The organism is Ruminococcus sp. YE71 (assembly GCF_900119155.1).
GTDB lineage: Bacteria > Bacillota > Clostridia > Oscillospirales > Ruminococcaceae > YE71.
Map to the genome: position 1 here is coordinate 106389 of NZ_FPIR01000006.1, position 24944 is coordinate 131332.

The following is a 24944-nucleotide window of genomic DNA, read 5'->3' on the forward strand; positions in this document are numbered from 1 at the left end:
CGTTTATCATTGTAACATATGCTAACCATATTGTCAAGAGGTTATTCTTGTGACTTGTATAAACAAACAAAAAACGACGGCGCGTTGATTCGATTTTGAACGCATCGTCGTTTCTTTTCTTCTATTCATATTACAAATAGCTGCACAGTTAATTATAGCAAAATCGTCTGTTTATCGCACTTTTCAAATGTTCGTAAAGTGTTTAGGTAGGTTCTCCCCCAAGAAAACCCGCACTCTCCCCCCCAGTAAAAAAGCCGCAGGCACGAACCTGCGGCTTCAAAGTTTACAGATGATGTCAGATCATGGATGCTTCCCAGCAGTCGGGAGCTTCGAGACCGAGCAGCTTTGCTACGGTCGGTGCAACGTTTGCAAGGCCGTACTTGGTGCTGTCAGCGTCGATGATCTCGTGGCGGGTCTCCTTGTCCCAGATGATGAACGGAACGCGGTTGAGGGAGTGAGCGGTACGAACCTGGACCTCACCCTTCTTGTTCTTCTCAAGCATCTCATCAGCGTTGCCGTGGTCAGCGGTGACGAGCAGCGTGCAGTTGCACTCATCGCAAACCTTGATAAGGCGTGCAAGACCAAGGTCTACCGCCTCAACGCCTGTGATAGTAGCGTCCATGTTGCCTGTGTGGCCTACCATGTCGCCGTTCGGGTAGTTGCAGCGGATAAAGTCATACTTGCCTGAGCGGATAGCAACGATCAGATCGTCGGTGATCTCAGCAGACTTCATCCAGGGGCGCTCGTCGAAGGAAACGCGGTCGGAGGGGATCTCCTTCCATGTCTCCAGCTCCTCGTCGAAGCGCTCGGAGCGGTTGCCGTTCCAGAAGTAAGTAACGTGGCCGTACTTCTGGGTCTCGGATACAGCGTAGCTGTACAGACCGTTCTTCACGAGCAGCTCGGAGAGGGTGTTCTTGATCTCGGGCGGATTTACGAGGTAGTGCTTCGGGATCTTGAGGTCGCCGTCGTACTCAAGCATACCGGCGTAGATAACGTCGGGGATAGTGCCTCTGTCGAAAGCGGTGAACTCGTCGCCGCCGTCGAATGCCATCGAGATCTCGATAGCGCGGTCGCCGCGGAAGTTGAAGAGGATAACGCTGTCGCCGTCCTCGACCTTGCCTACAGGCTTGCCGTCCTTAGCGATAACGAACTCAGGCAGATCCTGGTCGATAGCGCCTGTCTCGTCGCGGAGAGTCTCAACAGCAGCAAGAGCGTTGTCGAACTGTCTTGCGGTGCCGTGAACGTGGGTGTTCCAGCCGCGCTCTACCATGCCCCAGTCAGCCTGGTATCTGTCCATGGTGATCTTCATTCTGCCGCCGCCCGAAGCGATCTGAGCGTCGAAGGAAGAGTCGTTGAGCTGTGCGATGCAGTCCTCAAGCTCCTTGATGTAGATGGGAGCGGAGGTAGCGGGAACGTCACGACCGTCCAGCAGGATGTGGCAGCGAACCTTCTTCACGCCCTCTTCCTTAGCCTTTGCGAGCATCTTCTCAAGGTGGTGGATGTTCGAGTGAACGTTACCGTCGGAGAGCAGACCGAGGAAGTGCAGGGTGCTGTTCTTGTCCTTAACGTTGCCGATGAGCTGCTTCCAGGTCTCGGAAGTGAACATCTTGCCGCTCTCGATGGACTCGTTAACGAGCTTAGCGCCCTGCGAGTAGATCTGACCGCAGCCGAGTGCGTTATGACCTACCTCAGAGTTGCCCATGTCGTCGTCGGAAGGCAGACCAACTGCGTCGCCGTGAGCCTTGAGCGAGGTGTTGGGATAGTTCTTGAGGAGCATATCCAGAGTAGGAGTGTTAGCCTCGGTAACAGCGTCGCCGAGACCCGTAACGGAGAAGCCGACGCCGTCCATTACGACTAAAACTACAGTTTTTTTCTTAGACATTGTTTTTGTCCTTTCTATATTAAGTTGTATCAGATCGTTTGATCGTTATAAGTCATACGCTTGTGCCACATCATTGCAAAAGCCATGAATACAAGTATCAGCGCCGCGAAGTGGATATTGCTGAGAAATGACAGCATCTGATTAAAGACCGAGCGTGCCGCAAGAGCCCTTGAACCGTTTTCCGAAGCCGCCGTCATCTCGATGCGGAACAGCAGCTTTTCCAGAACTACGCGCAGGATGCAGAACAGTGCCAGCACCGCGCCGCCCTCGGGGCAGAATTTCTGCTGGTCGGTCATCTTGCTGATGTAGCTCCAGACCAGATAGAACACCGCTCCGCTTGCCAGCACGAACAGTATCGTAGGAAAGAAGATCTTCATCGTAAGCTCCGTATCGCTTCCCGTTGTGTAATCCTTGCTCTGTATCTGCCAGAGGATAGGGTCAAAAAGCTCAAAGAGCGGTCTCATTAAACAGTAGGCAATAATATACAGTCCGCAGTAGATACCCTCACAGATAAGACTTGCGTTCAGTACATTTTTTATCAGCTTGTCGGATCTTGTCATTATCATATCCTTTCCGAATCGCGGTCACCTGTACATCATGACCTCTCCTGTCTGTGCATTCATCAGATAGCACGGGCTGTGAAGCTTACCTTCCGCAGGAAAGATGAACACCCCAGTGACCTCGAAGCGTCCGTCCGCCCTTTTTTCGGCTTGTTCTCGGAGATAAACTATCCCCTCGCCGCAGGACGTCGCAAGAGCTCTCTGTACCAGAAGGTAAACTGCCCCTGCTGCGGCTGCGAGCGGTACCAGCCTTGAATACACACCGAAGCCTAAAAACGGCAGAGCAAGGATCAGTCCGCCGATGAGCTTGTCAGCCGACGTCCCGATCTTTTCCTTTAAAGCCATTTCATGTCCCTGCAACAGATCGGACGTTATCAGCCCTCTACAGCAGCCTGTACGATAACGTTGAAGTCAGCAGCCTTGAGCGAAGCGCCGCCGATAAGACCGCCGTCGATGTTGGGCTTAGCAAGCAGCTCAGCAGCGTTCTTAGCGTTCATGGAACCGCCGTACTGGATGGTAACAGCCTCAGCAGTAGCCTCGTCATAGAGCTTAGCGATGGTAGCACGGATGAATGCGCAAACCTCCTCAGCCTGCTCGGGAGTAGCGGTCAGACCTGTGCCGATAGCCCATACAGGCTCGTAAGCGATAACAACGTTCTTAACCTGCTCAGCGGTAAGACCCCACAGGTCAAGCTTGATCTGGCGGGCAACTACCTCGTCGGTGATGTTGCACTCGCGCTCCCACTTGAGCTCGCCTACGCAAACGATAGGCTTCAGACCTGCGTTCAGAGCAGCAACGGTTCTCTTGTTTACAGTCTCGTCGGTCTCACCGAAGTACTGTCTTCTCTCGCTGTGGCCGATAACAACGTACTCAACGCCTACCTCAACGAGCATATCAGCGGAGATCTCGCCTGTGAAAGCGCCGCTCTTCTCGAAGTGAACGTTCTCAGCACCTACCTTAACGTTGGAACCTGCGGTAGCAGCAACAGCGGTCTCAAGGTTGGTGAACGGTACGCAGGCGATTACCTCTACCTTACCCTCAGCGTTAGCAACGAGGGGCTTGATGCCCTCAAGAAGCTCCTTAGCCTCGGGACGGGTCTTGTTCATTTTCCAGTTACCTGCGATTATAGCCTTTCTTACATCCTTTTTCATGATAATTACTCCTTATTATTTGATAAAATAAAAATCGTACAAAAATGCCGCTCCCAGTCCGAACAGCACGATACCGAAGCCCAGCATAGCGATGAACGCATTGTTGGTCTTGGGTGTCTCGGTGAGTTCATCACCCTCGTCGTCTGTATCGGGAACGTCTGTTTCCTCAGCCTTCACCTTATCGGCGATGTAGAAATCCTTCGGATTCACGGGGTCATACTCGATAGCGACCTTTCCCTCGAAACCTAAGTCGGGGGTCCAGTTGCTGTAAGTGATGCCGTTCACCTCGAACTCCACGAGCATCTCCTTCAGTGTCATGGTCGAGAGCTTAGTGGTTCTTTTGCTGACTATCTCAGCTTCGGCGGGAACGTAGTTCGTCTCCTTGATGACGGGGTCTTTATTGGTCATTTCAAGGTAAAAGCTGCCCATCTTTCTGACCTTGCCCGCGAATGCGAGCATGATCACTCCGAACACGCAGAGTATTATTCCAAGAATGTTGCCGTACTTATCCAGCACGCCTGTTTTTCCGAACGCATTGTCTGCGGTGAAGAGTATCGGGAGATAATGATATATTCCTGTCATTTTTCCTTTTTCCTAACTTGTCCTAATATTCCGTAAAATCAATCAACGGGGCGGACGTGAAGCCGCCAGCCCCGTTTTATTGAATATTGCTATTACTTGTCAGCGATAACATCGATGCCGGGAAGTACCTTGCCTTCGAGATACTCGAGGGAAGCACCGCCGCCGGTGGAGATGTGGCTCATCTTGTCAGCGAAGCCGAGCTGGATAACAGCCGCAGCCGAGTCGCCGCCGCCGATGATGGTGGTAGCATCGGTCTCAGCCAGGGACTTTGCAACTGCGATAGTACCCTTAGCGAGAACAGGATTCTCGAACACGCCCATAGGTCCGTTCCAAACAACGGTCTTAGCGCTCTTTACAGCCTCAGCATAGAGAGCAGCGGTCTTCTGACCGATGTCAAGACCCATCTTGTCAGCAGGGATAGCGTCAACGTTCTCAACAGCGATCTCAGCGTCGATCGGATCAGGAAAAGCTGCCGCAACGGTGGTGTCAACAGGGAGAAGGAGCTTCTTGCCTGCTGCCTCAGCCTTAGCGAGCATCTCCTTGCAGTAGTCGATCTTGGTGTCGTCTACGAGGGAAGTACCAACTTCCTTGCCCTGAGCCTTCAGGAAGGTGTAAGCCATGCCGCCGCCGATGATGAGAGTGTCGCACTTCTCGATAAGGTTGTTGATAACGTTGAGCTTATCAGCTACCTTAGCACCGCCGAGGATAGCAACGAAAGGACGAACCGGATCTTCAACAGCGTTTCCGAGGAAGTTGATCTCCTTCTGCATCAGGTAACCAACAGCGGTCTCCTTAACGAACTTGGTAACGCCTGCGGTAGAAGCGTGAGCTCTGTGAGCCGAGCCGAAAGCGTCCATAACGAATACTTCGCCGTCAACGAGATCAGCAAGCTCCTTAGCGAAAGCCTCACCGTTCTTGGTCTCCTCAGCGCCGCGGAATCTGGTGTTCTCAAGAACAACGATCTCGCCGTCAGCCATCTCAGCAACAGCCTTCTTAGCGTTGTCGCCTACAACGGTGTCGTCCTTAGCGAAGGTGACCTTGGTGGAAACGAGCTCAGCGAGTCTTGCAGCTGCGGGAGCGAGAGAGAACTTGTCCTCCGGACCGTTCTTCGGCTTGCCGAGGTGCGAGCAGAGAACTACCTTTGCGCCGTTCTCAACGAGCTTGTTGATGGTGGGCAGAGCAGCGGTGATACGGTTATCGTTGGTGATAACACCGTCCTTCAGCGGAACGTTGAAATCTACGCGAACGAGGACCTTCTTGCCCTTAACGCTAATGTCGTCAACTGTGACCTTGTTTAATCCTGCCATGATAATGACATCCTTCCTGTAATAGATTTTCGGGGGCAAGCCCCAATTGTTACCTGTAATTACGGATAAAAATATCCGCCACTACATATTATACATCATATCTCTCGGAAAATCAAGAGATTTTTTCAAAATTGATATTATTTTCACAAAATGCACTATCTCCGCATCTTTCGCAGATATTCCTTTGTATCATCGGGTACGCGGAAGCTCTCGCAGGCTTTCTGTATCGCCTTGTTGTGGGTCTTTTTATCGAGCTTCTGCTGTTCGATGTAAGGCAGGGCGGCTTCGGGCTGTTTGACAAAAGCCTCGGCGAAATACCATGCCACCATCATGTGAAGATAGTACTCCTCCGTCGGGGTCTTGCTGACGAGCTCCATATATTCGGGCTTGAAATCCTCGCCGAGATAGTGGCCGAGCAGCATCCCGATGGCAAAGCGTTTTGTGAACACCTCGTCCGAGGAATACCACCTCATGACCTCGCCGATAAGTCGGTCGCGGTTCTTCCTGAAGCACTTCGGACGGAGCTGGTCGCAGGTCGCCCAGTTGTTGACGTAGGGCAGCACACGGTCGCACTCGGCTATGACGGTCTCGTAGTCCTTCAGCTCGGAGAGAATCATGACGTGCAGCTGATACTCGTCGTAATACTCATGGGGCAGCTCTGCGATGAACTTCCCTGCCCTGCCGTCCTTTATCAGTTCCTTCGCAAGGGCGCGGAGCACAGGGGTACGCACGCCGAAGAAATGTTCGGTATCCATCTCCTTGAACAGCCCCTTGTGGAACTCCTTGTACTTCGGGTCGGCAAGCTCTTTCAGTCGTTCGGTTATCTCTTTCATGTGTGTCACCTCTTATACAAAACAAAAACCGCCGCACCAAAGTGCAGCGGTTGATTGGCGCGCTTGCAGGGACTCGAACCCCGGGCCTACTGCTTAGAAGGCAGTTGCTCTATCCAGCTGAGCTACAAACGCAAAGGGTGGGTAGAGAGATTCGAACTCTCGATCTTCAGGACCACAATCTGACGCGTTAACCGACTACGCTATACCCACCATATTTAATTTAAAAGAGCGGGTGATGAGAATCGAACTCACGTGGCCAGCTTGGAAGGCTGGAGTTCTACCATTGAACTACACCCGCATATAGCGCCTTTCGAGCTCCCTTTCGAGTCATCGGCTCAATCGACGTTATATATTATATCACAGCAAAACAGCTTTGTCAAGACATTTTTTTCATTTTTACACGATTTGTCGCTTTGGCAGAAACTTATCATGTTTCAGTTATCAGATTTGTGCATTTTGCTTTTATGATGATGCTCGCCGAGCTTTGCGAGTATCTTCTCGCGGAACATCAGCCCCAGCACGGCTATCACGGCTATCGCCGAAACAACAGCGATAGCGGCGCCGTAATTGCCCTTCGCCGCACTGCTTCCGAACGCCGTCGAAAGAAGTATAGCAGGCAGACGGAAAGGCATCACATACATCAGGAAATCCCTCAGCCTTACCTTCGTCAGCGGCACGAGATAGGTGATTATGTCCTTCGGCACCCCGGGGATGACGTAGAGTATGATGAGGATGAATATCAGCCTGCGCTCATCTTCAAGGAAACTGAACTTTTTCAGATGCTTCTCGCTGACCACCGCTTCCACCAGCGGCGCACCCATCAGCTTCACCACGCCCCACACGGCAAGCGCTCCGAGGACTATCCCCGCAAAGGACAGCAAAGCCCCGAAAAGCCATCCGTACAGCAGTCCGCCTACCACCTGCACAGGCGGTATGACCGCGACTATCACCTGCAAAGCCTGTATCACCACGAACACTATCGGGCCGCCGACCGTTCCGTAGTCGTCAATGGTATCCTGAACCTTCTCGAAGTAACCGTCCTTGCCGACGTTTTTCAGAAATGGCAGCACAAGATAGGTTATCCCTGCGACCGCCAGCAGAAAAAACACCAGCCCGACAATGCGTATCCTCTTTCGGACAGCATCGCGCTTCGCAAGCTGTTCCGCAGTCAGACCGCCGTCCGCACGCTCGAAAATGCTCTTCTCTTTCATTTCGGATATCGCTTCCTTTGTTTGTCTCGCTTTAACGGGGAGTTTTTCTCTTGGGGGAAACCCTTTTGAAAAAGGGTTTCCCCCAAGAAAACACACTCCCAAACACCGCACACCCCGATACGGCGGGGTCATTTCTTTGTCAGTATCTTTTTTCTGAACCACATGGTGTACAGCTGTATCAGGCTGCCGAGCAGCCTGTCGTATATCATGAAAAACACGTTTGCCATCGCAAGCATCGCGGGCGCTGCCCACTTGCCGAAGTTCTCCATCCCCTCGAACAGATCCACCGACGTGAACAGGAACTTGAACACCAGCGCGTAGGTTATTATAGCGGCGTTGAATATCAGCACCTTGCACAGCCTGCGTATCCGTACACTATTCAGGCGCTGCAAATACACATACAGTATCGGATAGTACCCCATAAACAGTATGAACAGAAGATTTGCCTGATAATCGGGGGTCATCAGCATACACAGCACCGCACAGGCGGCGTAGGTCATGAACGCCCAGCCCGAGCCTGCTTCGGAGATGACCACCACCATCAGAAATCCTGCGTAGGTGGGTATCGCGTAGTCGAGCATCGGGAAGACGGTGTTCATGAACATGAGCAGCAGCACCAGCGCTGATATAACTCCGCCGAGCGCCACGCAGAAAGCTCTGCTGCGCTTTGGTCTTTCGGCTTTTTCGTTCAGCAGCATGGTATCAGGTCTCCGCCCAGACACTCACAGCAGCAGTCGGCAAGGCACAGACCGTTGAGTATATCGCACACGTCGGGCGAGTTCACCATCGGGGAATTCGGCTGATAGGCGCTGCCCGTCATATAGCCGCTGCGCTGGCGGTTCATCTGGCGGAACGCCTCGGAGTACTCCTGATTTCCGGGAGCAAGACGAGTCGCCTGAGAGGTATAGTGATACGCCTCATTGAACCAGCCGCGTCTGTAGCTTATCATGCCCTTGAGGTAGTACCATTCGGCGTCGCGCTGATTTTCGGGCACGCCCGCAAGGATGCTGTCCGCAGCGTTCAGGTCGCCGCTCGCCAGCAGCTGCCTTACGCTATATGCGTCGAACGCGGTCTCGGGATTGAAATCGCTGTACTTGTTATAGGTATTTCCGCTGGAGCTGTAATTCCTGCCCGTGCTGTAGCTTGTCTGAGAGGAATAGCTGTCATAGCTGACGCCGTTGCGCCTGTCCTCCATTATGCGGTCATATGCGGTGTTTATCTCCGACATCTTCTCGTTCGCGAGCTTTGCCATGTCGGGGTCGGGATAGCGGTCGGGATGATATTTCCTGACGAGCTGTTTGTATGCTGATTTTATCTCTGCCTCGGAAGCGTTCCTCGCAACTCCGAGTATGCTGTATGGGTCATTCATTGTTATAGCCTTTCAGTCCTGTTTTCATATTCTTTTTTCTGCCGCTGAGGGCATTCTTTTTCACTTCATCAAATGTATGTCTCAGCCCGAGATAGATGATATTGTCCGTCATGGGCTTCACGCCGCCTAGATCAAGCCGAACGTAGACCTCCGCCAGCGCCCCGAGGGTCAGCATGACGCTGTTCTCGGCGAGCGCCGCCGCCTTCTCGCGCTGTTCCTTCGGGAGTATCTTGCTGTTCCGACGCAGTTTATACGCCGCTTTCGGTATCAGCGGATCAAAGCTTCCCGACGCGAAATCTTCGTTGAGGTCGTCGAGGGCGTCGCAGATATAGACATACCGTCCGAGCATATACCCGAACTGTCCGAGCAGGTCGCGCTTGTCGGGGTCGTAGCGCCCCAGCTCGCGGAACACGGCTCTCATCATAGCCGCTGTCGGCTCAGCCGCGCGGTCGAGCGACACCGAGCGTTTGCGTTCGGTACGCCACTGACGTTCCATCGCCCGCTCCACCGCCTGTGCGAGGGTCGGGTATTTAGCCGCCGCCTTTTTATAGTCGGCTCCTGCCCTGTGTATAAGAGCGAGCGCTCTGAGGCGGTGTTTCAGACCTTTGTCGTGCAGGTCGTCCCGCAGCTTGTGGTACACGAGTATCACCTGTGCGCAGGCGGCGTACTCGAATGCCGAACCGCTGCATTTCAGGCATTTCGCCTTTCTCACGGGATGCACGGGGCAGCGTTCATGAGTGATCTCAGGTCTGTATGAATTGATGCCGATGTCCGCCAGCACAAGAAACGCGAGGTCGTAGCTCAGCGTCAGTGTCGGAACGAACCCGAAGCTCCTGTTCAGCTCGCGGCAGAGACCGCAGTACGCCGCCCTGTAGAGCTCGTTCTCGTACACTCGCAGGAAGGGTTTATACGGCTTTACATATCCGAACAAAAGATCACCTCCGTATCAGTTTACCCCACCATTGTGAAAAAATAATGGTAACATTCGGAAATATACGCGCTGTTATTTTATTATAACATATCTTCCCTCACCTTGTCAATTTTTCCGACGGCAAAACAAAAATCGGCACCGCCCCGAAGGACGGTACCGATGATATTTTGGGGAGAAAAAGCGCTCTGAGCCGCCTATCAGTTGGTAGGAGTATCGGAGATCTTGGTGTTAGCTTCCTTAACGATGAAGTCAACCTGCTTGCCGTACTCACCTACACACTCGGTCCAAGTGGTAGCTCCGCCGCCTGTGAGCATGGTAGCCTGAGAAACGTTGAGCATAGCAGCGTCCATCTCAGCGGAAACGCCGTCAGCGAAGCTGAATACAGGATGCTCGGCAGCCATCTGGTAGATGCGCTGTCTCATCTCGTACATCTCGTCGGTCCACTTGTACTCTTCCTTGAGGGTCTTCTCATAGATAGAAGCCGCGTTGTCCTTAGCAACCATCAGGCAGGACATATAAGCCGCGAAGCCCTCGGGGTTGGGTGCGTTGTGGCAGAGGTTGTAGCCGTCAACACGCGAAGAGATGTAGTATGTATCGCTGTCGGGATCCTTAGGCATCGGAACGAACATGATCTCGCCCGCTTCCATATCGCCGAAAGGCTTGGTGGTAGCAAGCGGAGCCTCGATGCCCCACAGACCTACAGGGATGAACAGGGTCTGGTAGTCGCCGAGACCGTTGCCTGTTGTGCCGTCGCCTCTGGTCTGCCAGCCGTTGGTGGAACGGTCGAACATAACGCCGTTCTTACCGAGCTCGTACATGAAGTTCTGAACCTTTTCAACGTCGGGGTCGGACATATTGTTAACGAGCATACCGTTATCAAGACCGATGAGCGGCTTGCCGCAGGTCTCGGAGATAGCCTTAACGTACCAGTAGCCGTCGAGAGCGTACTTGTCGTTATCGGCATCGGTGAATTCGGTACACATGGTCTTGAAAGTATCCCAGTCCCACTTTCCGTCTTCAAGGAGCTGAGCGGGATCGTCAAAACCGTTCTGCTCAATAGTGGTCTTGTTGTATACGCATACATAGTTCGGCGAAACGTCGATAACAGCAACATAGTGCTTGCCGTTGAAGACGAAATTGTCGCTGGACTCCTTGGTGGAAGCCCACAGGTCGGAGCCCAGGTCGATAACGTCGTCGATCGGGTCGAACATTCCCTTGATAGCGCCCTTCGGGAAGGTATCCATATCGGATGCGGGGAAGAAGTCGGGGGAGTTGCCGCCCATTACAGCGTTCGCAAGGTCATCGTAGCGGGTGTTCCAGGTAGTCTGTACCCACTTTACCTTACCGTCATACTTCTGCTCGAACAGCTCAAGTCCCGGGGACTTTACAGCGCCCTCGCTGGGGTTGATGTCATAGTGAGCCATCCACTTGATCTCTTTGTTAGCAAGCTCCTTATCCTCAAGCTGATCCTTGAGTTCGGAGATGGTTGCCTTATCCTCCTCGTCGAGCTCCTTGCCGCCCTGCGGCTTGGACTCGCTGGACGAGCCGCCGGACTTTCCGCAGGAAGCCACAGCAAAAGCCATAGTCAGTGCGAAAGCTCCCGCGAGTATTCTCTTGATTCTCATGATAATAACCTCCTAAAGTGACAAACATTTTATCCTAAGCGTATTTCCATAATAATACCGTCATGTGACTACATTTATTATACCAAAACCGCAATTTAATTTCAATCGGCATTTTGCAATATATCAAATACCTCTTTTGTACAATCTGAACAAATCGCATTCTTGCAGGTGTGAGAATACGTTTTCAGTAAACGATTACCAATCAGTCATTTGCGCAATTCAAAAAAAATTTACACGCGTACTGTTTTGTAGCCTTTTTGTAAGATTTGCACATATACCGTATTTTTTCTCACAGAATAAGCGAGTTAATATCTTCATAGGTCAGTGTCGGGTGAAGGTAGAGGTTGACCGCCGCCGCGATGATCTCCGCCGCCCGAAGGACGAGTCTGTCCACGGGTTTCGGCGTGACCAGCAGACCCTCGAACCGCTCATCCCCCGACATGATGCGCGAAACGGTCGGCACGCCGATTGCGGCGCAGGGTACTCCGAGGGTGCGTTCCGACAGTTCCGCGCGGGAGTTGTCAACGCCGCTTCCCGGGGAGATGCCCGTCGAGCAGAGCTGTATCGTGCGTCCCATGTGTGACGGCTCACTGCACGCGAGAGCGTCGCAGACGATGACCTGTGCAGGTTTTAGCCGACGGCAGAGTGCCGCCGCGAGCTCTGCCGATTCGATGCCCGTCTGAGCGAGTACCCCTGCCGCCACGACCGCCGAATCCCCGAGTTCATCCGTGTCGAGCCCCTTTGCAAGGCGCTTGATATGCCGCGTCGCAAACACCCTGTCGGCAGTCAGCGCACCCACGCAGTCGGGCGTTATCCGTCTGTTGCCGAGCCCGAAAAAGAGGGTCTCTCCCCTGCCGCCGCACACCTTTTCCAGCGCCTGTGAAACGGCGCGGCACTGTCCCTCAAACTTCGGCGACCATTCATAAAGGGGCGCGTCCGCTTCGAGGGTGATGTATCTGCCCGCAGGCTTGCCGAGACGCTCAGCCGCCGCTTCGGTCAGCACCTCTATCTCGGTGACCTCGAAGCCCGAATCCTCATCGCGGTATTTTCCGCACCTCACCCCCGAAAGCTCATCAGCCCCGTCCTCCATGCTGTCAAAAACCTCCAGCGCAAGGTCTGTATCTATCGCCATAGTTCCTCCTTTTTGTATATCCTGCACAAAACCGCTCCCGAGTATTTTCCGAAATTTTCCCCCGATACCCCTTGAAATCTGCGCGGAGATGTGCTATAATATTCACAATGCTTGTTTAAGCACTACCGTATGTTCCCTCTCAGTCATACGGATAGTCTGCACGAATAAGTTGATATTATTCATCACAAGGGAGGTAAAGACCAACATGGCAAACATCAAGTCCGCTAAGAAGAGAGTTCTCGTTAACAACGCTAAGGCTGCAAGAAACAAGGCTGTCAGAAGCGACCTCAGAACCGCTCTCAAGAAGGCTAATCTCGCTGTTGAGAACAACGCTGACGATAAGGAAGCAGTTGTAAAGGCAGCTATCAAGAAGGTAGACAAGGCTTGCGCTAAGGGCATTATCCACAAGAACAATGCTTCCAGAAAGAAGGCTTCGCTCGCTAAGTCCCTCGCTAAGTAATTCAAGGCTATTCACATAAGACGTTCGCTTTTTAACCCGAAGCGGACGTCTTTTTTTGCTGTCTTTTGTTTTTGGGGCTTTTAGGGAGAATCGCTGGCGCGATTTTTTGGTTTCACTCGAATCGCTTCGCTCTCTCGCGAAAATAAAATCGGCAAATCGGTTGGTTCTTGATTTGTTGGAGTGGGCTTTTCTTTTGGCGCCTTTCGGGACGGGTTTTCGGGATTTGCCGATTTTATGTTGGTGGGGACGATGGATCTCTTTTTTCTTCAAAGCCCCTGCCGGGGGACCCTTTGTAGCCGTGCGTAGCTAAGGCGGGGGTCTCCCTCCCTCCTAAACTTTTTGATCCCCTGGCGAACACGCTTCATTTGTTTTGCGGAACATTTTTGTAAATAATGAGTTTTTTTACAAAAAAATGATGACAAACGGCGAATAATGTGGTATAATATCTTTGAAGTTCTGATGAACCAAAACTTCTCGCTATTTCATCAAAGGGGAACATCTATGGCTAAGACCTGTAAGTCATGCGGTAAGGAATATAAGGGTGAGTTCTGCGAACACTGCGGTTACGGTGACCCGAACCTTAAAACTCACTCGGCTGATAAGTATAAGTCCGCAACTCCCGTCCGCTTCATGACTCCCGAACAGAAAAAAGAATACTACGAATCCCTAAAGAATAAAGAGGAAGACCGCATTAAAAAAGGCGGTAAAAAAGAACGCGACCCTAAACAGGTCCGCCTGCTTATCGTTATCGCCTGCGCTGTCGTTCTCCTCATCCTGGGTACCCTGTTCGGCTCGGGACTCCTCGGGGTCGGCGAGAAAAGCACCGACGTCGTCGAAAAATACTTCCACGCCGTCAACGACCGCGATTTCGACAGCTACGCTTCCTGCTTCCCGAAAGAGATGAAGGCTGACTATGAGAAGGATCTCGCCGATACAGGCTTCACCGAGAAACAGTATATGGACGCTTTCTGCGCCGATTTCGCAGAGGAATACGGCGATGACTTCAAGCTCGAATACAATATCATCAACTCCAAGCCCCTCGAAGAATACACCATGAACGGCTATAAGGAACAGTACGGCACAGTCCCGAATATCAGCGAGGCTGACCTCGTCGTGGCGGAAGTCACCTACCGCGGCTCGAAAAAGACCGAGATGTTCAGATACAACTGCTACGTCGGCAAGGTCGGACGGCACTTCAAGCTGTTCTACGTTGAGTACGACCCGGGTATCGTGACCACCGATATGTTTGACAGCTCGTCCGAAGACAGCGCCGCATGACTCGGTATACTATAATAAAAATAAAATATCAGGAGAGATAAGCATGGATCTGGAAATCCTCAAAAGTATGGCTGCCGCCACGGGGCGGGACACTTTCATCACCGATAACTCCTTCAACATCCTCTGGACGAACTCCAAAGAGGATCTCACGTCCCTTCTTGTCCGCAACTCGCGATGCGTTTTCAACGGCAGACCGACGTCCGAGACCCTCGTGAAATGCGGTCCGCACTCCCTCAGGATGCTCCCTCTTACCAACGGTGACGAGACATACTACCTCTTCGAGCTTATCGACGCCGAATACGCCACCGAGCTTTTCACCAAGACCTCGGCTCTGGGCGCTTTCAGGGACAGGCTTGAATCCAGCGTCACCAGATACACAGACCTTGCTTTCCGCGCCGCCGTTTCCGAACAGGGGCTCATGACCGAGCTCAGCAAACAGCGCATCGCCGACTCGAACACCTCCGCTCTGCTGCAAATGCTTACAGGCAACACAGCCGACCTGATAATCGACCTCGGCGAACACATCCGACACCTGATACATAACCTGCTGCCTTCGCGTTTCGACAGCGTGACCGCAAATTGCAGTTTCGATATAACGAAAGGTATCGTCTGCATCGTCAACACCGCAGACCTCGACTACACGGTGATAAATATGCTCTCGAACGCGGTCCGGCACGCCCAGCCGAAAGGGTTCCTGGCAACGAAGCTCACCGTCACTGCCAATGATGAATACTGCATCATGATAGTCGAGGACAACGGCACGGCTGCCGACCTGAAGAGGATAGAAAAGTTCCGCAGCGTCTACTCCGACGAGGCTGTCCTCGCCGATGACCAGTCGCCGTTCGAGAACCTCGGCATCACGCTGATATACACGTTCGCAGAAAAGTACGGCGGCTACGTCGAGACTTCGCTCACCGAAACAGGCGGTCTGCGCATGGCGGTATACTTCAAGCGCCCCAGACAGCGGAATATCGTGACCCTCTACTCCCCCGAGACCGACGAGGGTCACACCGAAACCGCCAGACTGCTGGTAGAAAAAATGCTCTCAAAACCCAGCAAAGAATAACAAACGATCGGATCGGTACCGCCGTGCCGCTTATCAGCTTCGCACAGCATTCGGACGATGGCTTCTGCTCCCAATAATATATTCGCCAATAAAAAAAGACCCGAACACCTTGTCGATCACAAAGGTGTTCGGGTCATTCTGTTATTATAAAATCCGCAGAAACGTCTTTTTGGCAAGGGGCAAGCGATCAAGCAAAAGAACGCCCATCTTCCCGACCACCACAAAGTCAGGAAGAACAACCCCCTTGCCCAAAAGTATAAAAAGTTTTAGGAAGGGGGCTCCCCCAAGCAATTCCCGCACTATTTAACTGTTATATCACTTTACAACGACCTTGTGGAATACCTTTTTGCCCTTTTTGATGATGACTTCCGACGAGAGGTCAACGCTGCCCTTGGGGTCGGTGAACTTGGCGTCGTTTACTGCGATACCGTTCTGGGTAACGAGTCTTCTGCCCTCGCCCTTAGAGGGAGCGAGTCCGCAGCGGACAAGCAGGTCGAGGATGTTCATGCCGCCGTCGGTCAGCTCGGAAGCCTCGATCTCGGTGGTAGGCATATCAGCCGAAGAGGTGTTTGCAGAGAAGAGAGCCTTAGCAGCGTCGAGAGCCTTCTGAGCCTCTTCCTCGCCGTGAACGAGCTTTGTCAGCTCGAACGCGAGCAGCTCCTTAGCCTTGTTGAACTGTGCGCCTTCCATCGTGCGCTCCATCTCCTCGATCTCCTCGATCGGTACGAAGGTGAGCATCTTGAGGCACTTGATAACGTCAGCGTCGCCGACATTTCTCCAGTACTGGAAGAAGTCGTAGGGGCTGGTCTTTTCGGGGTCGAGCCATACAGCGCCCTTTTCGGTCTTGCCCATCTTTTTGCCCTCGGAGTTGAGCAGCAGGGTGATGGTCATAGCGTAAGCGTCCTTGCCGAGCTTCTTTCTGATAAGCTCGGTACCGCCCAGCATATTAGCCCACTGGTCGTCGCCGCCGAACTGCATATTGCAGCCGTAATCGGTGTACAGCTTGTAGAAGTCGTAGCTCTGCATTATCATGTAGTTGAACTCAAGGAAGGTCAGACCGCGCTCCATTCTCTGCTTGTAGCACTCGAAGGTCAGCATCTTGTTTACCGAGAAGTGTGCGCCTACCTCGCGGAGAACGTCAACATAGTTCAGGTCGAGCAGCCAGTCGCCGTTGTTTACGACCATAGCCTTGCCGTCCGAAAAGTCGATGAAGCGGCTCATCTGCTTCTTGAAGCACTCCACGTTGTGATTGATGGTCTCCTTGGTGAGCATCTTTCTCATGTCGGTCTTGCCCGAGGGGTCGCCGATCATAGCGGTACCGCCGCCGATAAGTGCGATAGGCTTGTTGCCCGCTTCCTGAAGTCTCTTCATCAGGCAGAGAGCCATGAAGTGACCAACGTGAAGGCTGTCGGCAGTCGGGTCGAAACCGATGTAGAAGGTCGCCTTGCCCTCGTTGATAAGGTCTCTGATCTCAGCCTCATCGGTCAGCTGTGCGAGTAGTCCGCGTCTTTTGAGTTCTTCAAATAATGTCATTGTTTTTTCCTCCGTTCAAAATCTTTCAAAATCCGTTATTGCTTCGGGATGTTTTTCGTAGTAGTCGTTTTTATCCTTCACGAGCCTTTGTGCAAGCTCGTTCTGTACGTTCGTATTCTCATCCGCCTTTTCCGAGCAGATGAATCTGTCCGAGCTGTTCGCCGCCCTGAAAAGCGAATCTGCCAGCTCGTCGAGCTTTTCGGGAGCGCTGTACCCGAGCAGGTATTCCTCCTCCGAAACGGAATAGTACCTGTCGTAGTTCCCGAGCCAGCCGACAGTCACCGCAAGCACGTACCCGCCCAGCACGGGCGAATAGCCGATGGTGTACCACCTTTCGGTACGGACGCGCCGTTTTTCAAGTCTCATGGTTTATCCGTGCATCATTTCCCGCTGTTCGTGCGGCACGCCTACCATAAAGAATGAGATCGTCGGGCGATTTCATGTATATCACGACCTTTCGCTTTGTCGGGTCATTTCAGTTCCTCACGGGGGATGTGCGTCTCAAGGTCTGCGAACCGTGTCAGAACAGGGATATGACTCTCTTTATCAGTGAGCGGCAGCGACAGCGCCGCCGTCCTTCAGGCAGGCAAGATCGACGCCCGCGGCTGTTTTGAGCTCATTCGGGTCGAAGCGGTCGGTCAGTGAAAGCTGACACGCAAGCCTTATCTGCTCCTGCTCGTAACGCCTGCACAGTTCATCCGTACATTCGATGCAGCTCATGACCATATCTCCGAATAAAAAAAAATCCCCCGAAGAGCGTCTGCTCTCCGAGGGCGTTGAAAACGCGGTACCACCTCGTTCATCGGAATCACTTCCGACCTCATTATCCTTAACGCGGAAAAAACGCCGTGTGCTAATCGCTCTCGCCTTTCTCACACACGATACTCGGGGAGGTAATTCACCCCGACCGACGCTTATCTGCTCTCACCCACCGCAGACTCTCTGAAAGCCGTATCAGCCGCGCTACTTGTTCCCGTCACAGCATTTATGTTCAGATAGAATAAACGCCCCTGATGTTGAACAAGGGGCTTTTAAGAGCGGATTACGAGGCTCGAACTCGCTACCTCCACCTTGGCAAGGTGGCGCTCTACCAGATGAGCTAAATCCGCAAATGTAAGTGCCTCCGGACGGAATCGAACCATCGACACGGGGATTTTCAGTCCCCTGCTCTACCTACTGAGCTACAGAGGCAAAGAGCAAGCAACTCTCGTCGCCCCGACCACAAGGATCGAGACAAGCGACCGGAATGGGGCTCGAACCCACGACCTCCAGCGTGACAGGCTGGCGTTCTAACCAACTGAACTACCCGGCCTGATCGGAATTGATCCGTAATGGAAACTATAGGGCTCGAACCTATGACCCTCTGCTTGTAAGGCAGATGCTCTCCCAGCTGAGCTAAGCTTCCTTGTTTCAGGCTTTATTTCTCACTTGCTCTTTTCAACGTATTCTATTTTATCACAAAATCGTGGTCTTGTCAACCCTTTTTTCTCATTTTTTTCGGTTTCGGACAACTTTGTAGAACATGACAAAAACTCAACTGTATTTTTCGTGAGTATTGTTAATATCATAGTCACATCAAATATGGTATAATATTTATTAAAGGGTATTTAAAACTTTATTACGCAAAATCAAGGACGATCCCGAACTGTTTTTTCTGTTTTTTGTTTTAAGAGGAGTTGGTCATATGAGGAAAAAACTGTTTTCATTCATTTTATTGATGTGCATGGCTGTCGGTCTGACAGCTATTTCCGCTTCGGCGGCGATCACCTATGAGGTCTATTCTCAGGGCACGGTCAGATACGACATGGCTTACGACACGCTGAACCTTATAAATACCGAGCGCAAATCCCTCGGAAGAGGTCAGCTTGTCATGGACAAGACCCTGATGGGCTACGCAGTACAGCGTGCCGCGGAACTCAGCGTCAATTTCGCCCACACCCGTCCCGACGGCAGAAGCTGTTTTGAAGGTTTCAGCTACTCGGGTTCGGCGGCTGAGAACATCGCCTACGGCTACGGTTCCGCGAACGATGTCTACAAAGCCTGGAAGAACTCCACGGGTCACCACAATTCCTACATCAACGGTATCTACACCCGCACAGGTCTCGGTTGTATGTACATCAACGGCACTTACTACTGGGCACAGGTGTTCGATTCTTCGTCGTCCATCACCGCCCTCTCGAAGCCCAGCAACTTCAAGGCGACCAAGAACGTCAAGGTAACGAAGGAGATCTACGATCAGTACGCGCCTTCCGCTACCCCCGTCCTCAGCAACCTCACCTACAACAGCAACGCGGAAGTCACCCTGAAATGGACTCCCACGGGCAACACCACCAGCTACAGGATCTACCGCTTCAACAACACCTACAACGGCTACGAAGTCATCGCCGAACTGACAGACCCTTCCGTTTCAACATACGTCGATTCCAAGATCAAGGGCGGCACTACCCCGAAGTACAAGGTTCGCCCCATCACAAAAAAGGGCGACATCACCGCTATGGGCTACTACTCGTCCTGCAAGTCGGTGCTCGTTAAGCCTGCGACGCCTTCCTTCACCGCTTCGTCTGCGGACGCGACTTCCGTATACCTCAAGTGGTCGCGTGCCAACTGCGACGGCTACAGACTGCTCGTCCTCAATCCCGCCACGAACAAATACTCACCGGTAAGCATGATCTCGGGCGGCACGAACAATTCATTCACCGTTACGGGACTCACGCCGAACACGACCTACACCTTCAAGGTAAGGGCGTACTACAAGCCTTCCAACACCGTCATCACCTACAGCGCTTACTCGCCCGAGATAGTCATCACGACCAGCGCGGCAGCGGCGGACACTTCGGAGATCGCCGCTTTCACGGCCGAGCCCGAACTTCCGAAGACCGACCTGCCCGACGAGACCGCGTCGGAAGAGACCGACACCGAGACAGACGAAAGAGTCTCCGACGAAACTGCGGCAGCATGACCCCGAGCTGACGGAATATCCTCCGCACAGTCTCCGTAAAAAGAGACTGTGCGGTTATTTTTCCGCTGCGGAGCCTGTGTTTCCCGACAGGCCGAGCCGTTCTTCCCACTGTGCGGCAGTCATGTCGCCGCCCGAAGGCACAGCCCCCGTCATCTCGTTCGCCGAAACGGTATCCATCATCGGCTGACGGGTATCCGCGACGCTGTAAAGCTGTTCGAGCGTGCGGACTTTTCGTTTGTAGAGCTGCTGCTGTGCGGACATGGGCAGCGAGTTGTAAAACGCCATCGCACGGCTGTCCGATTCGAGCAGCTCGGACATATCATTGTATTTCTGCATGGATCTCACCTCCGAAGCTCATGATATTATTATGCTGAACTTCGTGCGGAATATTTCAGGCAAAATTTGAAAAATACGGAGAAAATAATGACACTGACAGACATACTCCTCGCGGCGGAATTTTTTCTGCTGATACTATTTCTCAATCCCCTGCCCGACCTGAACGCAGGCAACGCGCTCGGCATCGCAGGGACGGCGGCCGCCATGCTGCTGACCGTTTATCCCGACCGATACCCGACGCTGACGGTGGTGTTCGTCTGCGTGACGGCAGCCGCGGCGGTCGCGGGCTTCGTCCTGACGCGGATAATGTACCGCGCCGCCGATAATTCGCCGCCCACAGACAAGCCTGTCACCCTCATAGTGCTCGGCTGCCGCGTCAAGGGCGACCGCCCCACCCGTATGCTGCGCCGCAGACTGAACGCCGCCGCAGAGTACCTGAACGCCGCTCCGCAGGCGGTCTGCATCGTGTCGGGCGGCAAGGGGACGGACGAAAAGATTGCCGAGGCGCAGGCGATGTACACCTACCTCACCGCCCGCGGCATCGCTCCCGAACGGATACTCGTCGAGGACAGGTCGCGCACGACCGCCGAAAACCTCGCGTTCTCAAAGGCGATGATGACAGAACACTCGCTCCCCGAAACGACCGCCCTCGCCACCGACTCCTTCCACCAGTACCGCGCCGCGATGCTCGCAAAACGCGTCGGCATCCGCCCCTACGCCGTCTCCGCCCACACCGAGCCGCGCTACCTCCTCACCTACCTCGTCCGCGAATGGATAGCCATCATCGCCTACGCGACAATAAAAAGCAAATAAAACAACTATAGCGCGTTTACGGGATGTTTGCGCTCGTCTATTGGGGGAAACCCTTTTGAAAAAGGGTTCTCCCCCACCCCCCCTTCCTAAAACTTCTGATATTTTTTTGGGGCAAGAGGTATCTTCCTTCTGTAGAAAGCAACAGCTTCAGGATATTGCTTTTCTACTTTAGCAAGATACCCCTTGCCCCAAAAATATTAAAAGTCTTTGGAAAGGGGTCTGGGGAAGAACCTTTCTTCAGAAAGGTTTTCCCCAGTAAGACAGGCACAAACGCCCCGTATACGCGCTAATGCTGTTTATTTTGCTTGTTTTATCGACAGGGAGATGCGTTTTTTGACCTTGTCGAGTTTGATTATCTTGACCTTGACGGTCTGACCGATGGTCAGGACTTCGGAGGGGTGCTTGATGAACTTGTTGGCTATCTCGGAGATGTGAACGAGGCCGTCCTGATGCACGCCGATGTCCACGAAGGCGCCGAAGTCGATGACGTTGCGGACGGTGCCGTCGAGCACCATGCCCTCTTCGAGGTCGTCGATGCCCATGATGCCGCGCTTGAACACGGGTGCAGGCATACTCTCACGCATATCGCGGCCGGGCTTGCAGAGTTCCTTGCCGATGTCTATCATCGTCTCCTTGCCTGCGCCGCAGGTCTCGGTTATCTCACGCACAGAGAATTTCTTCGCACGCTCCTTGAAATCGCCGAGTCGCTCGTTCGCCACGTCGTCGAGGGTATAGCCCAGCATCCCCAGCAGCTTTTCGGCAGCCTCGTATGACTCGGGATGGATGCCCGTGTTGTCGAGTATCGTGTCACCGCCCGACACGCGCAGGAAGCCCGCGCACTGCTCGTAAGCCTTCGCACCCAGGCGCGGAACTTTCAGCAGCTGCTTACGCGACCTGAACGCGCCGTTCTCGGTGCGGTACTGCACGATGTTCTTCGCAGTCGTGGCGTTGAGACCCGAGATATGCTCCAGCAGAGCCGCCGACGAAGTGTTCACGTTCACTCCGACCGCATTCACGCAGTCCTCCACCACGCCATCGAGCGCTTCGGTAAGCTTCTTCTGGTTGATGTCGTGCTGATACTGACCCACGCCTATCGACTTCGGGTCTATCTTGACAAGCTCCGCGAGGGGGTCCTGCAAGCGCCTTGCGATGGAGATAGCCGAACGCACGTTGGTGTCGTAGTCGGGGAATTCCTGCTCGGCGAGCTTCGACACCGAGTAGACCGACGCGCCCGCTTCGGACACGATAACATAGTCAACGCCCAGCCCCGCAACAGCTTCCTCGCTCTCGCGCGACGCCGTGCCGTTGCCTATCGCGATGCAGTCCACCTTGTACTTGTCGCAAAGCTGCTTGATGCGATTGGTCATGCGGTCTTTCTGGTGCAGGTACACCACGTCGGTGGTCAGCACCTTGCTCTCCGCGTCGATGATGCCTATCTTGCAGCCGTGCGCAAATCCCGGGTCGAGACCCATGATGACCTTGCCGGGAACGATAGCCTGCATCAGCAGCGCCCGAAGATTCAGCTTGAAGTTGTGTATCGCGCCGTCCTCGGCAGTCTCGGTCAGTGCCGAGCGGATGTCGCGCTCGATTGACGGCTTGATGAGACGGTCGTAGCTGTCCTCGGCAGCCGCTTCGAGTATCTCACGGTAAGCGGACTTCTTCGGCAGGGTCATCCTGCCGATGCGGTCAAGGATGCGCCCGTCATCGACTTCGAGCTTCACCTTGAGTGCGCCCTCTTTCTCGGCGCGGTTGATGGCAAGGCACTGATGACCCTGTATCTTCTTCGGCGAAGTATGGAAATCGTAATAGTTGTCGTAAACAGTCTCCTCCTCGGTGGAGCGCACCGAAGAGACCGTTCCCGTCTCGAAGGTCAGGTCGCGGACTGCGCTGCGCACGTCGGCATTCTCGGAGATGCGCTCGGCGATGATGTCGGACGCGCCCTGCAAAGCCGCCGCCGCGTCGGGAACTTCATCGTTCAGGAAATCCGCCGCCAGAGTTTCGGCAGGCTTTGTCTCCTTCGAGAGCAGCAGGTCTGCCAGCGGCTCAAGTCCCCTCGCCTTCGCTATGGATGCGCGGGTCTTTTTCTTCGGCTTGAAGGGCAGGTACAAGTCCTCCACCTGGGTCAGCAGGGTCGCCTCTCCTATCTTCGCCCTCAGCTCGTCGGTCATAGCGCCCTGTTCCTCGATGGAAGCGATGACGGTGTCCTTTCTCGCTTCGAGGTTCTTCATGTACTCGTAGCGCTCGCTGAACGAACGCACGTCCATATCCCCGTGCATCTCCTTGCGGTAGCGCGAGATGAACGGCACGGTCGCACCCTCATCCAGCATGGTGATAACATTCTCGACGTACTCTCGCTTTGTAGCAAACTCCTCCGTGAGTCTGCCGACTATCCTTTCCATATCCATTTCTTTTCACCTTTTCCTTTTACTTTTTCCGTCCTGCCGAACGCTCACAGCAGAACATGGCCGCGTATCCGCTCGATGTCCGCAGCCGTGATGACCTCCGTGTAGAGCAGTTCCTCGATCGCGCTGAAATACTGTATCTTCTCCCGAAGCTCAACTATCGCCTGTGCCTGTTTGTCGGTCAGCAGCAGAGCCTTTGCTATCTCTTCGGCGGTCGCGGTATTGATGTTCACATCGGTCATCTGCGGAGGCTCGGGCTCGGTCGGCTCGGCAGCGTCGGGCTGTTCATCCGCGGGCTCGGTGCCGCAGACAACGGCAGCCTCTTCCGCCTCGTGCAGTTTGTCGGCATCACTGACATAGAAATACTCGCACAGCACCGCCAGCGTTTTCTCGCCTATGCCGCTGACTTCCAGCAGCTGTTCCATGCTGTGTATCACGCCCGCCTGTTCACGGTAGGCAAGTATCGCCGAAGCGGTACTGTCACCGATACCGCTCACCCCGACAAGATCCTCATAGACCGCAAGGTTTATGTCAACGGGATAGACTGTCTCTGTCATCTCGGGCGCGGGAGCGGCGGTCTTTGCGGTCTTTGTCTTCACGGTCGTGACCCGTTTGGTGGTCTCGGTCTTTTTGCGGGTGGTGCTCGCCTTTGTGACCTTACCCGACCTGTTCTCCTCCGCAGCCGTGACCGACGTTTCGGGCACGCTGTAGGACAGACCTTCTCCGTCGTCCCTTCCCAGCAGCGCCGTCATGAGCAGTGCTGCCGCAAAAACAAGAAAAGCCGCCAGCAGAGACAGCTCAAGCTTACGGGGACGGGTCTCCGTTCCCTTTTTGTGCTCGTTTTCCGAATCGGGCATGGCAGCACCCCCTTTCACAGCGGCTACAGAGCGTTATTCGACCACCCTGTAGTTTTCCGCAGCGTTTTCTTTGGTCGCATATTCGGTCACGTTCAGCACCTCGACCCTGATGGGTCTCTGACCCATGTTTATCGCGATGACATCGCCGACCTTAACGTCGTAAGAAGCACGGGCGACCTTGCCGTTTACCTCTATCCTGCCTGCGTCGCAAGCCTCATTCGCGACTGTGCGCCGCTTGATAAGCCTTGTGATCTTCAGATATTTATCAAGTCTCATAAAATCCACACTTTCCCTTAACGAAATAAAATGGGGCACACCCGAAAAGTATGCCCCGTAGAATCAGCATTACTTGTTTACAGCGTCCTTGAGAGCCTGACCCGGCTTGAATACGGGAACAGTCTTTGCGGGGATGAGCTTCTCCTCCTTGGTGCGTGGATTTCTGCCCATTCTCTCAGGGTTTTCCTTGGTCTTGAAAGTGCCGAAGCCCACGAGAGTAATCTTGTCGCCGGATACCATAACGTCGGTCAGCGAATCGATAACTGCGTTGAGAGCCTTCTCAGCCTCTTTCTTAGTGTAACCGCCCTTATCGGCGATAGCATTGATAAGTTCTGCCTTTTTCATTTCAAAAACCTCCAGATAATTGTTTATAACAAGCCT

26 protein-coding genes, 7 tRNA genes and 1 other annotated feature are annotated in these 24944 nt (G+C 53.5%); of the genes, 5 read left to right on the forward strand and 28 right to left on the reverse strand.

From position 1 onward, the window contains the following. Positions 1-295: 295 nt before the first annotated feature. The 16 genes from gpmI to gpr form a co-directional block, all read right to left on the reverse strand. A complete protein-coding gene (gene gpmI, locus BT142_RS07415; protein WP_072417576.1) occupies positions 296-1882 on the reverse strand; it encodes a 2,3-bisphosphoglycerate-independent phosphoglycerate mutase in 1587 nt (528 codons plus the stop codon). A gap of 29 nt (positions 1883-1911) precedes the next feature. Beyond that, a complete protein-coding gene (locus BT142_RS07420) occupies positions 1912-2448 on the reverse strand; it encodes a hypothetical protein (RefSeq protein ID WP_139182195.1) in 537 nt (178 codons plus the stop codon). A gap of 18 nt (positions 2449-2466) precedes the next feature. Further along, positions 2467-2787 (reverse strand): hypothetical protein, encoded by a 321-nt coding sequence (locus BT142_RS07425; RefSeq protein WP_072417578.1) that lies wholly within the window; start codon positions 2785-2787, stop codon positions 2467-2469. A 29-nt stretch (positions 2788-2816) separates the two neighbouring features. Beyond that, on the reverse strand, positions 2817-3593 hold the full coding sequence (tpiA, locus tag BT142_RS07430; RefSeq protein ID WP_072417579.1) for a triose-phosphate isomerase: 777 nt from the start codon (positions 3591-3593) through the stop codon (positions 2817-2819). A 15-nt stretch (positions 3594-3608) separates the two neighbouring features. Continuing rightward, a complete protein-coding gene (locus BT142_RS07435; RefSeq protein WP_072417580.1) occupies positions 3609-4175 on the reverse strand; it encodes a hypothetical protein in 567 nt (188 codons plus the stop codon). A 92-nt stretch (positions 4176-4267) separates the two neighbouring features. Next, a complete protein-coding gene (locus tag BT142_RS07440) occupies positions 4268-5482 on the reverse strand; it encodes a phosphoglycerate kinase (protein ID WP_072417581.1) in 1215 nt (404 codons plus the stop codon). A gap of 155 nt (positions 5483-5637) precedes the next feature. Further along, entirely contained in the window at positions 5638-6315 is a 678-nt protein-coding gene (locus BT142_RS07445) for a DNA alkylation repair protein (protein WP_072417582.1), read from the reverse strand. Positions 6316-6370: 55 nt separating this feature from the next. Beyond that, a tRNA-Arg gene (locus tag BT142_RS07450) sits at positions 6371-6447 on the reverse strand. A 4-nt stretch (positions 6448-6451) separates the two neighbouring features. Further along, a tRNA-His gene (locus BT142_RS07455) sits at positions 6452-6525 on the reverse strand. 17 nt (positions 6526-6542) lie between these two features. Continuing rightward, positions 6543-6613, reverse strand: a tRNA-Gly gene (locus BT142_RS07460). Between the two features lie 136 nt (positions 6614-6749). Further along, positions 6750-7526, reverse strand: a complete 777-nt coding sequence (locus tag BT142_RS07465; RefSeq protein ID WP_072417583.1) for a TVP38/TMEM64 family protein — start codon at positions 7524-7526, stop codon at positions 6750-6752. 128 nt (positions 7527-7654) lie between these two features. Continuing rightward, complete coding sequence (locus BT142_RS07470) at positions 7655-8224, reverse strand: hypothetical protein (RefSeq protein ID WP_072417584.1); 570 nt, start codon at positions 8222-8224, stop codon at positions 7655-7657. Continuing rightward, entirely contained in the window at positions 8215-8895 is a 681-nt protein-coding gene (locus tag BT142_RS19850; protein ID WP_072417585.1) for a J domain-containing protein, read from the reverse strand. Before BT142_RS19850 ends, BT142_RS07470 begins: the two co-directional genes overlap by 10 nt. Then, positions 8888-9826, reverse strand: coding sequence for a DUF5685 family protein (locus tag BT142_RS07480; protein ID WP_072417586.1), 939 nt, complete (start codon positions 9824-9826; stop codon positions 8888-8890). Before BT142_RS07480 ends, BT142_RS19850 begins: the two co-directional genes overlap by 8 nt. Before the next feature lie 197 nt (positions 9827-10023). Next, complete coding sequence (locus BT142_RS07485; protein ID WP_242871940.1) at positions 10024-11451, reverse strand: ABC transporter substrate-binding protein; 1428 nt, start codon at positions 11449-11451, stop codon at positions 10024-10026. Positions 11452-11740: 289 nt separating this feature from the next. After that, entirely contained in the window at positions 11741-12583 is an 843-nt protein-coding gene (gene gpr, locus BT142_RS07490) for a GPR endopeptidase (protein WP_072417588.1), read from the reverse strand. Between the two features lie 205 nt (positions 12584-12788). Here gpr and rpsT point away from each other — a divergent pair, with 205 nt between their 5' ends. The 3 genes from rpsT to BT142_RS07505 all read left to right on the forward strand — a co-directional run bounded on the left by rpsT (position 12789) and on the right by BT142_RS07505 (position 15387). Beyond that, entirely contained in the window at positions 12789-13043 is a 255-nt protein-coding gene (rpsT, locus tag BT142_RS07495) for a 30S ribosomal protein S20 (protein ID WP_072417589.1), read from the forward strand. A gap of 501 nt (positions 13044-13544) precedes the next feature. Further along, on the forward strand, positions 13545-14321 hold the full coding sequence (locus tag BT142_RS07500; protein WP_072417590.1) for a hypothetical protein: 777 nt from the start codon (positions 13545-13547) through the stop codon (positions 14319-14321). 43 nt (positions 14322-14364) lie between these two features. Next, positions 14365-15387, forward strand: coding sequence for an ATP-binding protein (locus BT142_RS07505; protein ID WP_072417591.1), 1023 nt, complete (start codon positions 14365-14367; stop codon positions 15385-15387). A 315-nt stretch (positions 15388-15702) separates the two neighbouring features. On the opposite strand, the gene tyrS is transcribed toward BT142_RS07505, so the two are convergent. The 7 genes from tyrS to BT142_RS07535 form a co-directional block, all read right to left on the reverse strand. Beyond that, positions 15703-16920 carry a tyrosine--tRNA ligase gene (tyrS, locus tag BT142_RS07510; protein WP_072417592.1) on the reverse strand — a complete coding sequence of 406 codons (1218 nt, stop codon included), beginning with the start codon at positions 16918-16920 and terminating at the stop codon, positions 15703-15705. A 15-nt stretch (positions 16921-16935) separates the two neighbouring features. Beyond that, positions 16936-17286 carry a hypothetical protein gene (locus BT142_RS07515; protein ID WP_072417593.1) on the reverse strand — a complete coding sequence of 117 codons (351 nt, stop codon included), beginning with the start codon at positions 17284-17286 and terminating at the stop codon, positions 16936-16938. Positions 17287-17466: 180 nt separating this feature from the next. Next, on the reverse strand, positions 17467-17640 hold the full coding sequence (locus tag BT142_RS19030; RefSeq protein WP_175444907.1) for a hypothetical protein: 174 nt from the start codon (positions 17638-17640) through the stop codon (positions 17467-17469). Between the two features lie 46 nt (positions 17641-17686). Then, positions 17687-17909, reverse strand: a binding site (T-box leader). A 47-nt stretch (positions 17910-17956) separates the two neighbouring features. Continuing rightward, positions 17957-18029 (reverse strand) — tRNA-Gly (locus BT142_RS07520). Positions 18030-18038: 9 nt separating this feature from the next. After that, positions 18039-18111 (reverse strand) — tRNA-Phe (locus tag BT142_RS07525). Positions 18112-18158: 47 nt separating this feature from the next. Beyond that, positions 18159-18232 (reverse strand) — tRNA-Asp (locus tag BT142_RS07530). Between the two features lie 20 nt (positions 18233-18252). Continuing rightward, positions 18253-18325 (reverse strand) — tRNA-Val (locus BT142_RS07535). Positions 18326-18604: 279 nt separating this feature from the next. Between BT142_RS07535 and BT142_RS07540 the strand changes: the two genes are divergently transcribed. Further along, complete coding sequence (locus BT142_RS07540) at positions 18605-19879, forward strand: CAP domain-containing protein (RefSeq protein ID WP_072417594.1); 1275 nt, start codon at positions 18605-18607, stop codon at positions 19877-19879. Between the two features lie 54 nt (positions 19880-19933). Here the strand turns inward: BT142_RS07540 and BT142_RS07545 are convergent, their stop codons facing one another. After that, entirely contained in the window at positions 19934-20215 is a 282-nt protein-coding gene (locus tag BT142_RS07545; RefSeq protein WP_072417595.1) for a hypothetical protein, read from the reverse strand. A gap of 87 nt (positions 20216-20302) precedes the next feature. On the opposite strand from BT142_RS07545, the gene BT142_RS07550 reads away from it, so the two are divergent. After that, a complete protein-coding gene (locus tag BT142_RS07550; protein ID WP_072417596.1) occupies positions 20303-21028 on the forward strand; it encodes a YdcF family protein in 726 nt (241 codons plus the stop codon). Between the two features lie 296 nt (positions 21029-21324). On the opposite strand, the gene BT142_RS07555 is transcribed toward BT142_RS07550, so the two are convergent. The 4 genes from BT142_RS07555 to BT142_RS07570 form a co-directional block, all read right to left on the reverse strand. Continuing rightward, positions 21325-23433 (reverse strand): Tex family protein, encoded by a 2109-nt coding sequence (locus BT142_RS07555; RefSeq protein ID WP_347497644.1) that lies wholly within the window; start codon positions 23431-23433, stop codon positions 21325-21327. Positions 23434-23477: 44 nt separating this feature from the next. Beyond that, on the reverse strand, positions 23478-24287 hold the full coding sequence (locus tag BT142_RS07560) for a ComEA family DNA-binding protein (protein ID WP_072417597.1): 810 nt from the start codon (positions 24285-24287) through the stop codon (positions 23478-23480). 33 nt (positions 24288-24320) lie between these two features. Then, complete coding sequence (locus BT142_RS07565) at positions 24321-24563, reverse strand: RNA-binding S4 domain-containing protein (RefSeq protein WP_072417598.1); 243 nt, start codon at positions 24561-24563, stop codon at positions 24321-24323. 69 nt (positions 24564-24632) lie between these two features. Then, positions 24633-24908, reverse strand: coding sequence for an HU family DNA-binding protein (locus tag BT142_RS07570; protein ID WP_072417599.1), 276 nt, complete (start codon positions 24906-24908; stop codon positions 24633-24635). Positions 24909-24944: the final 36 nt, after the last annotated feature.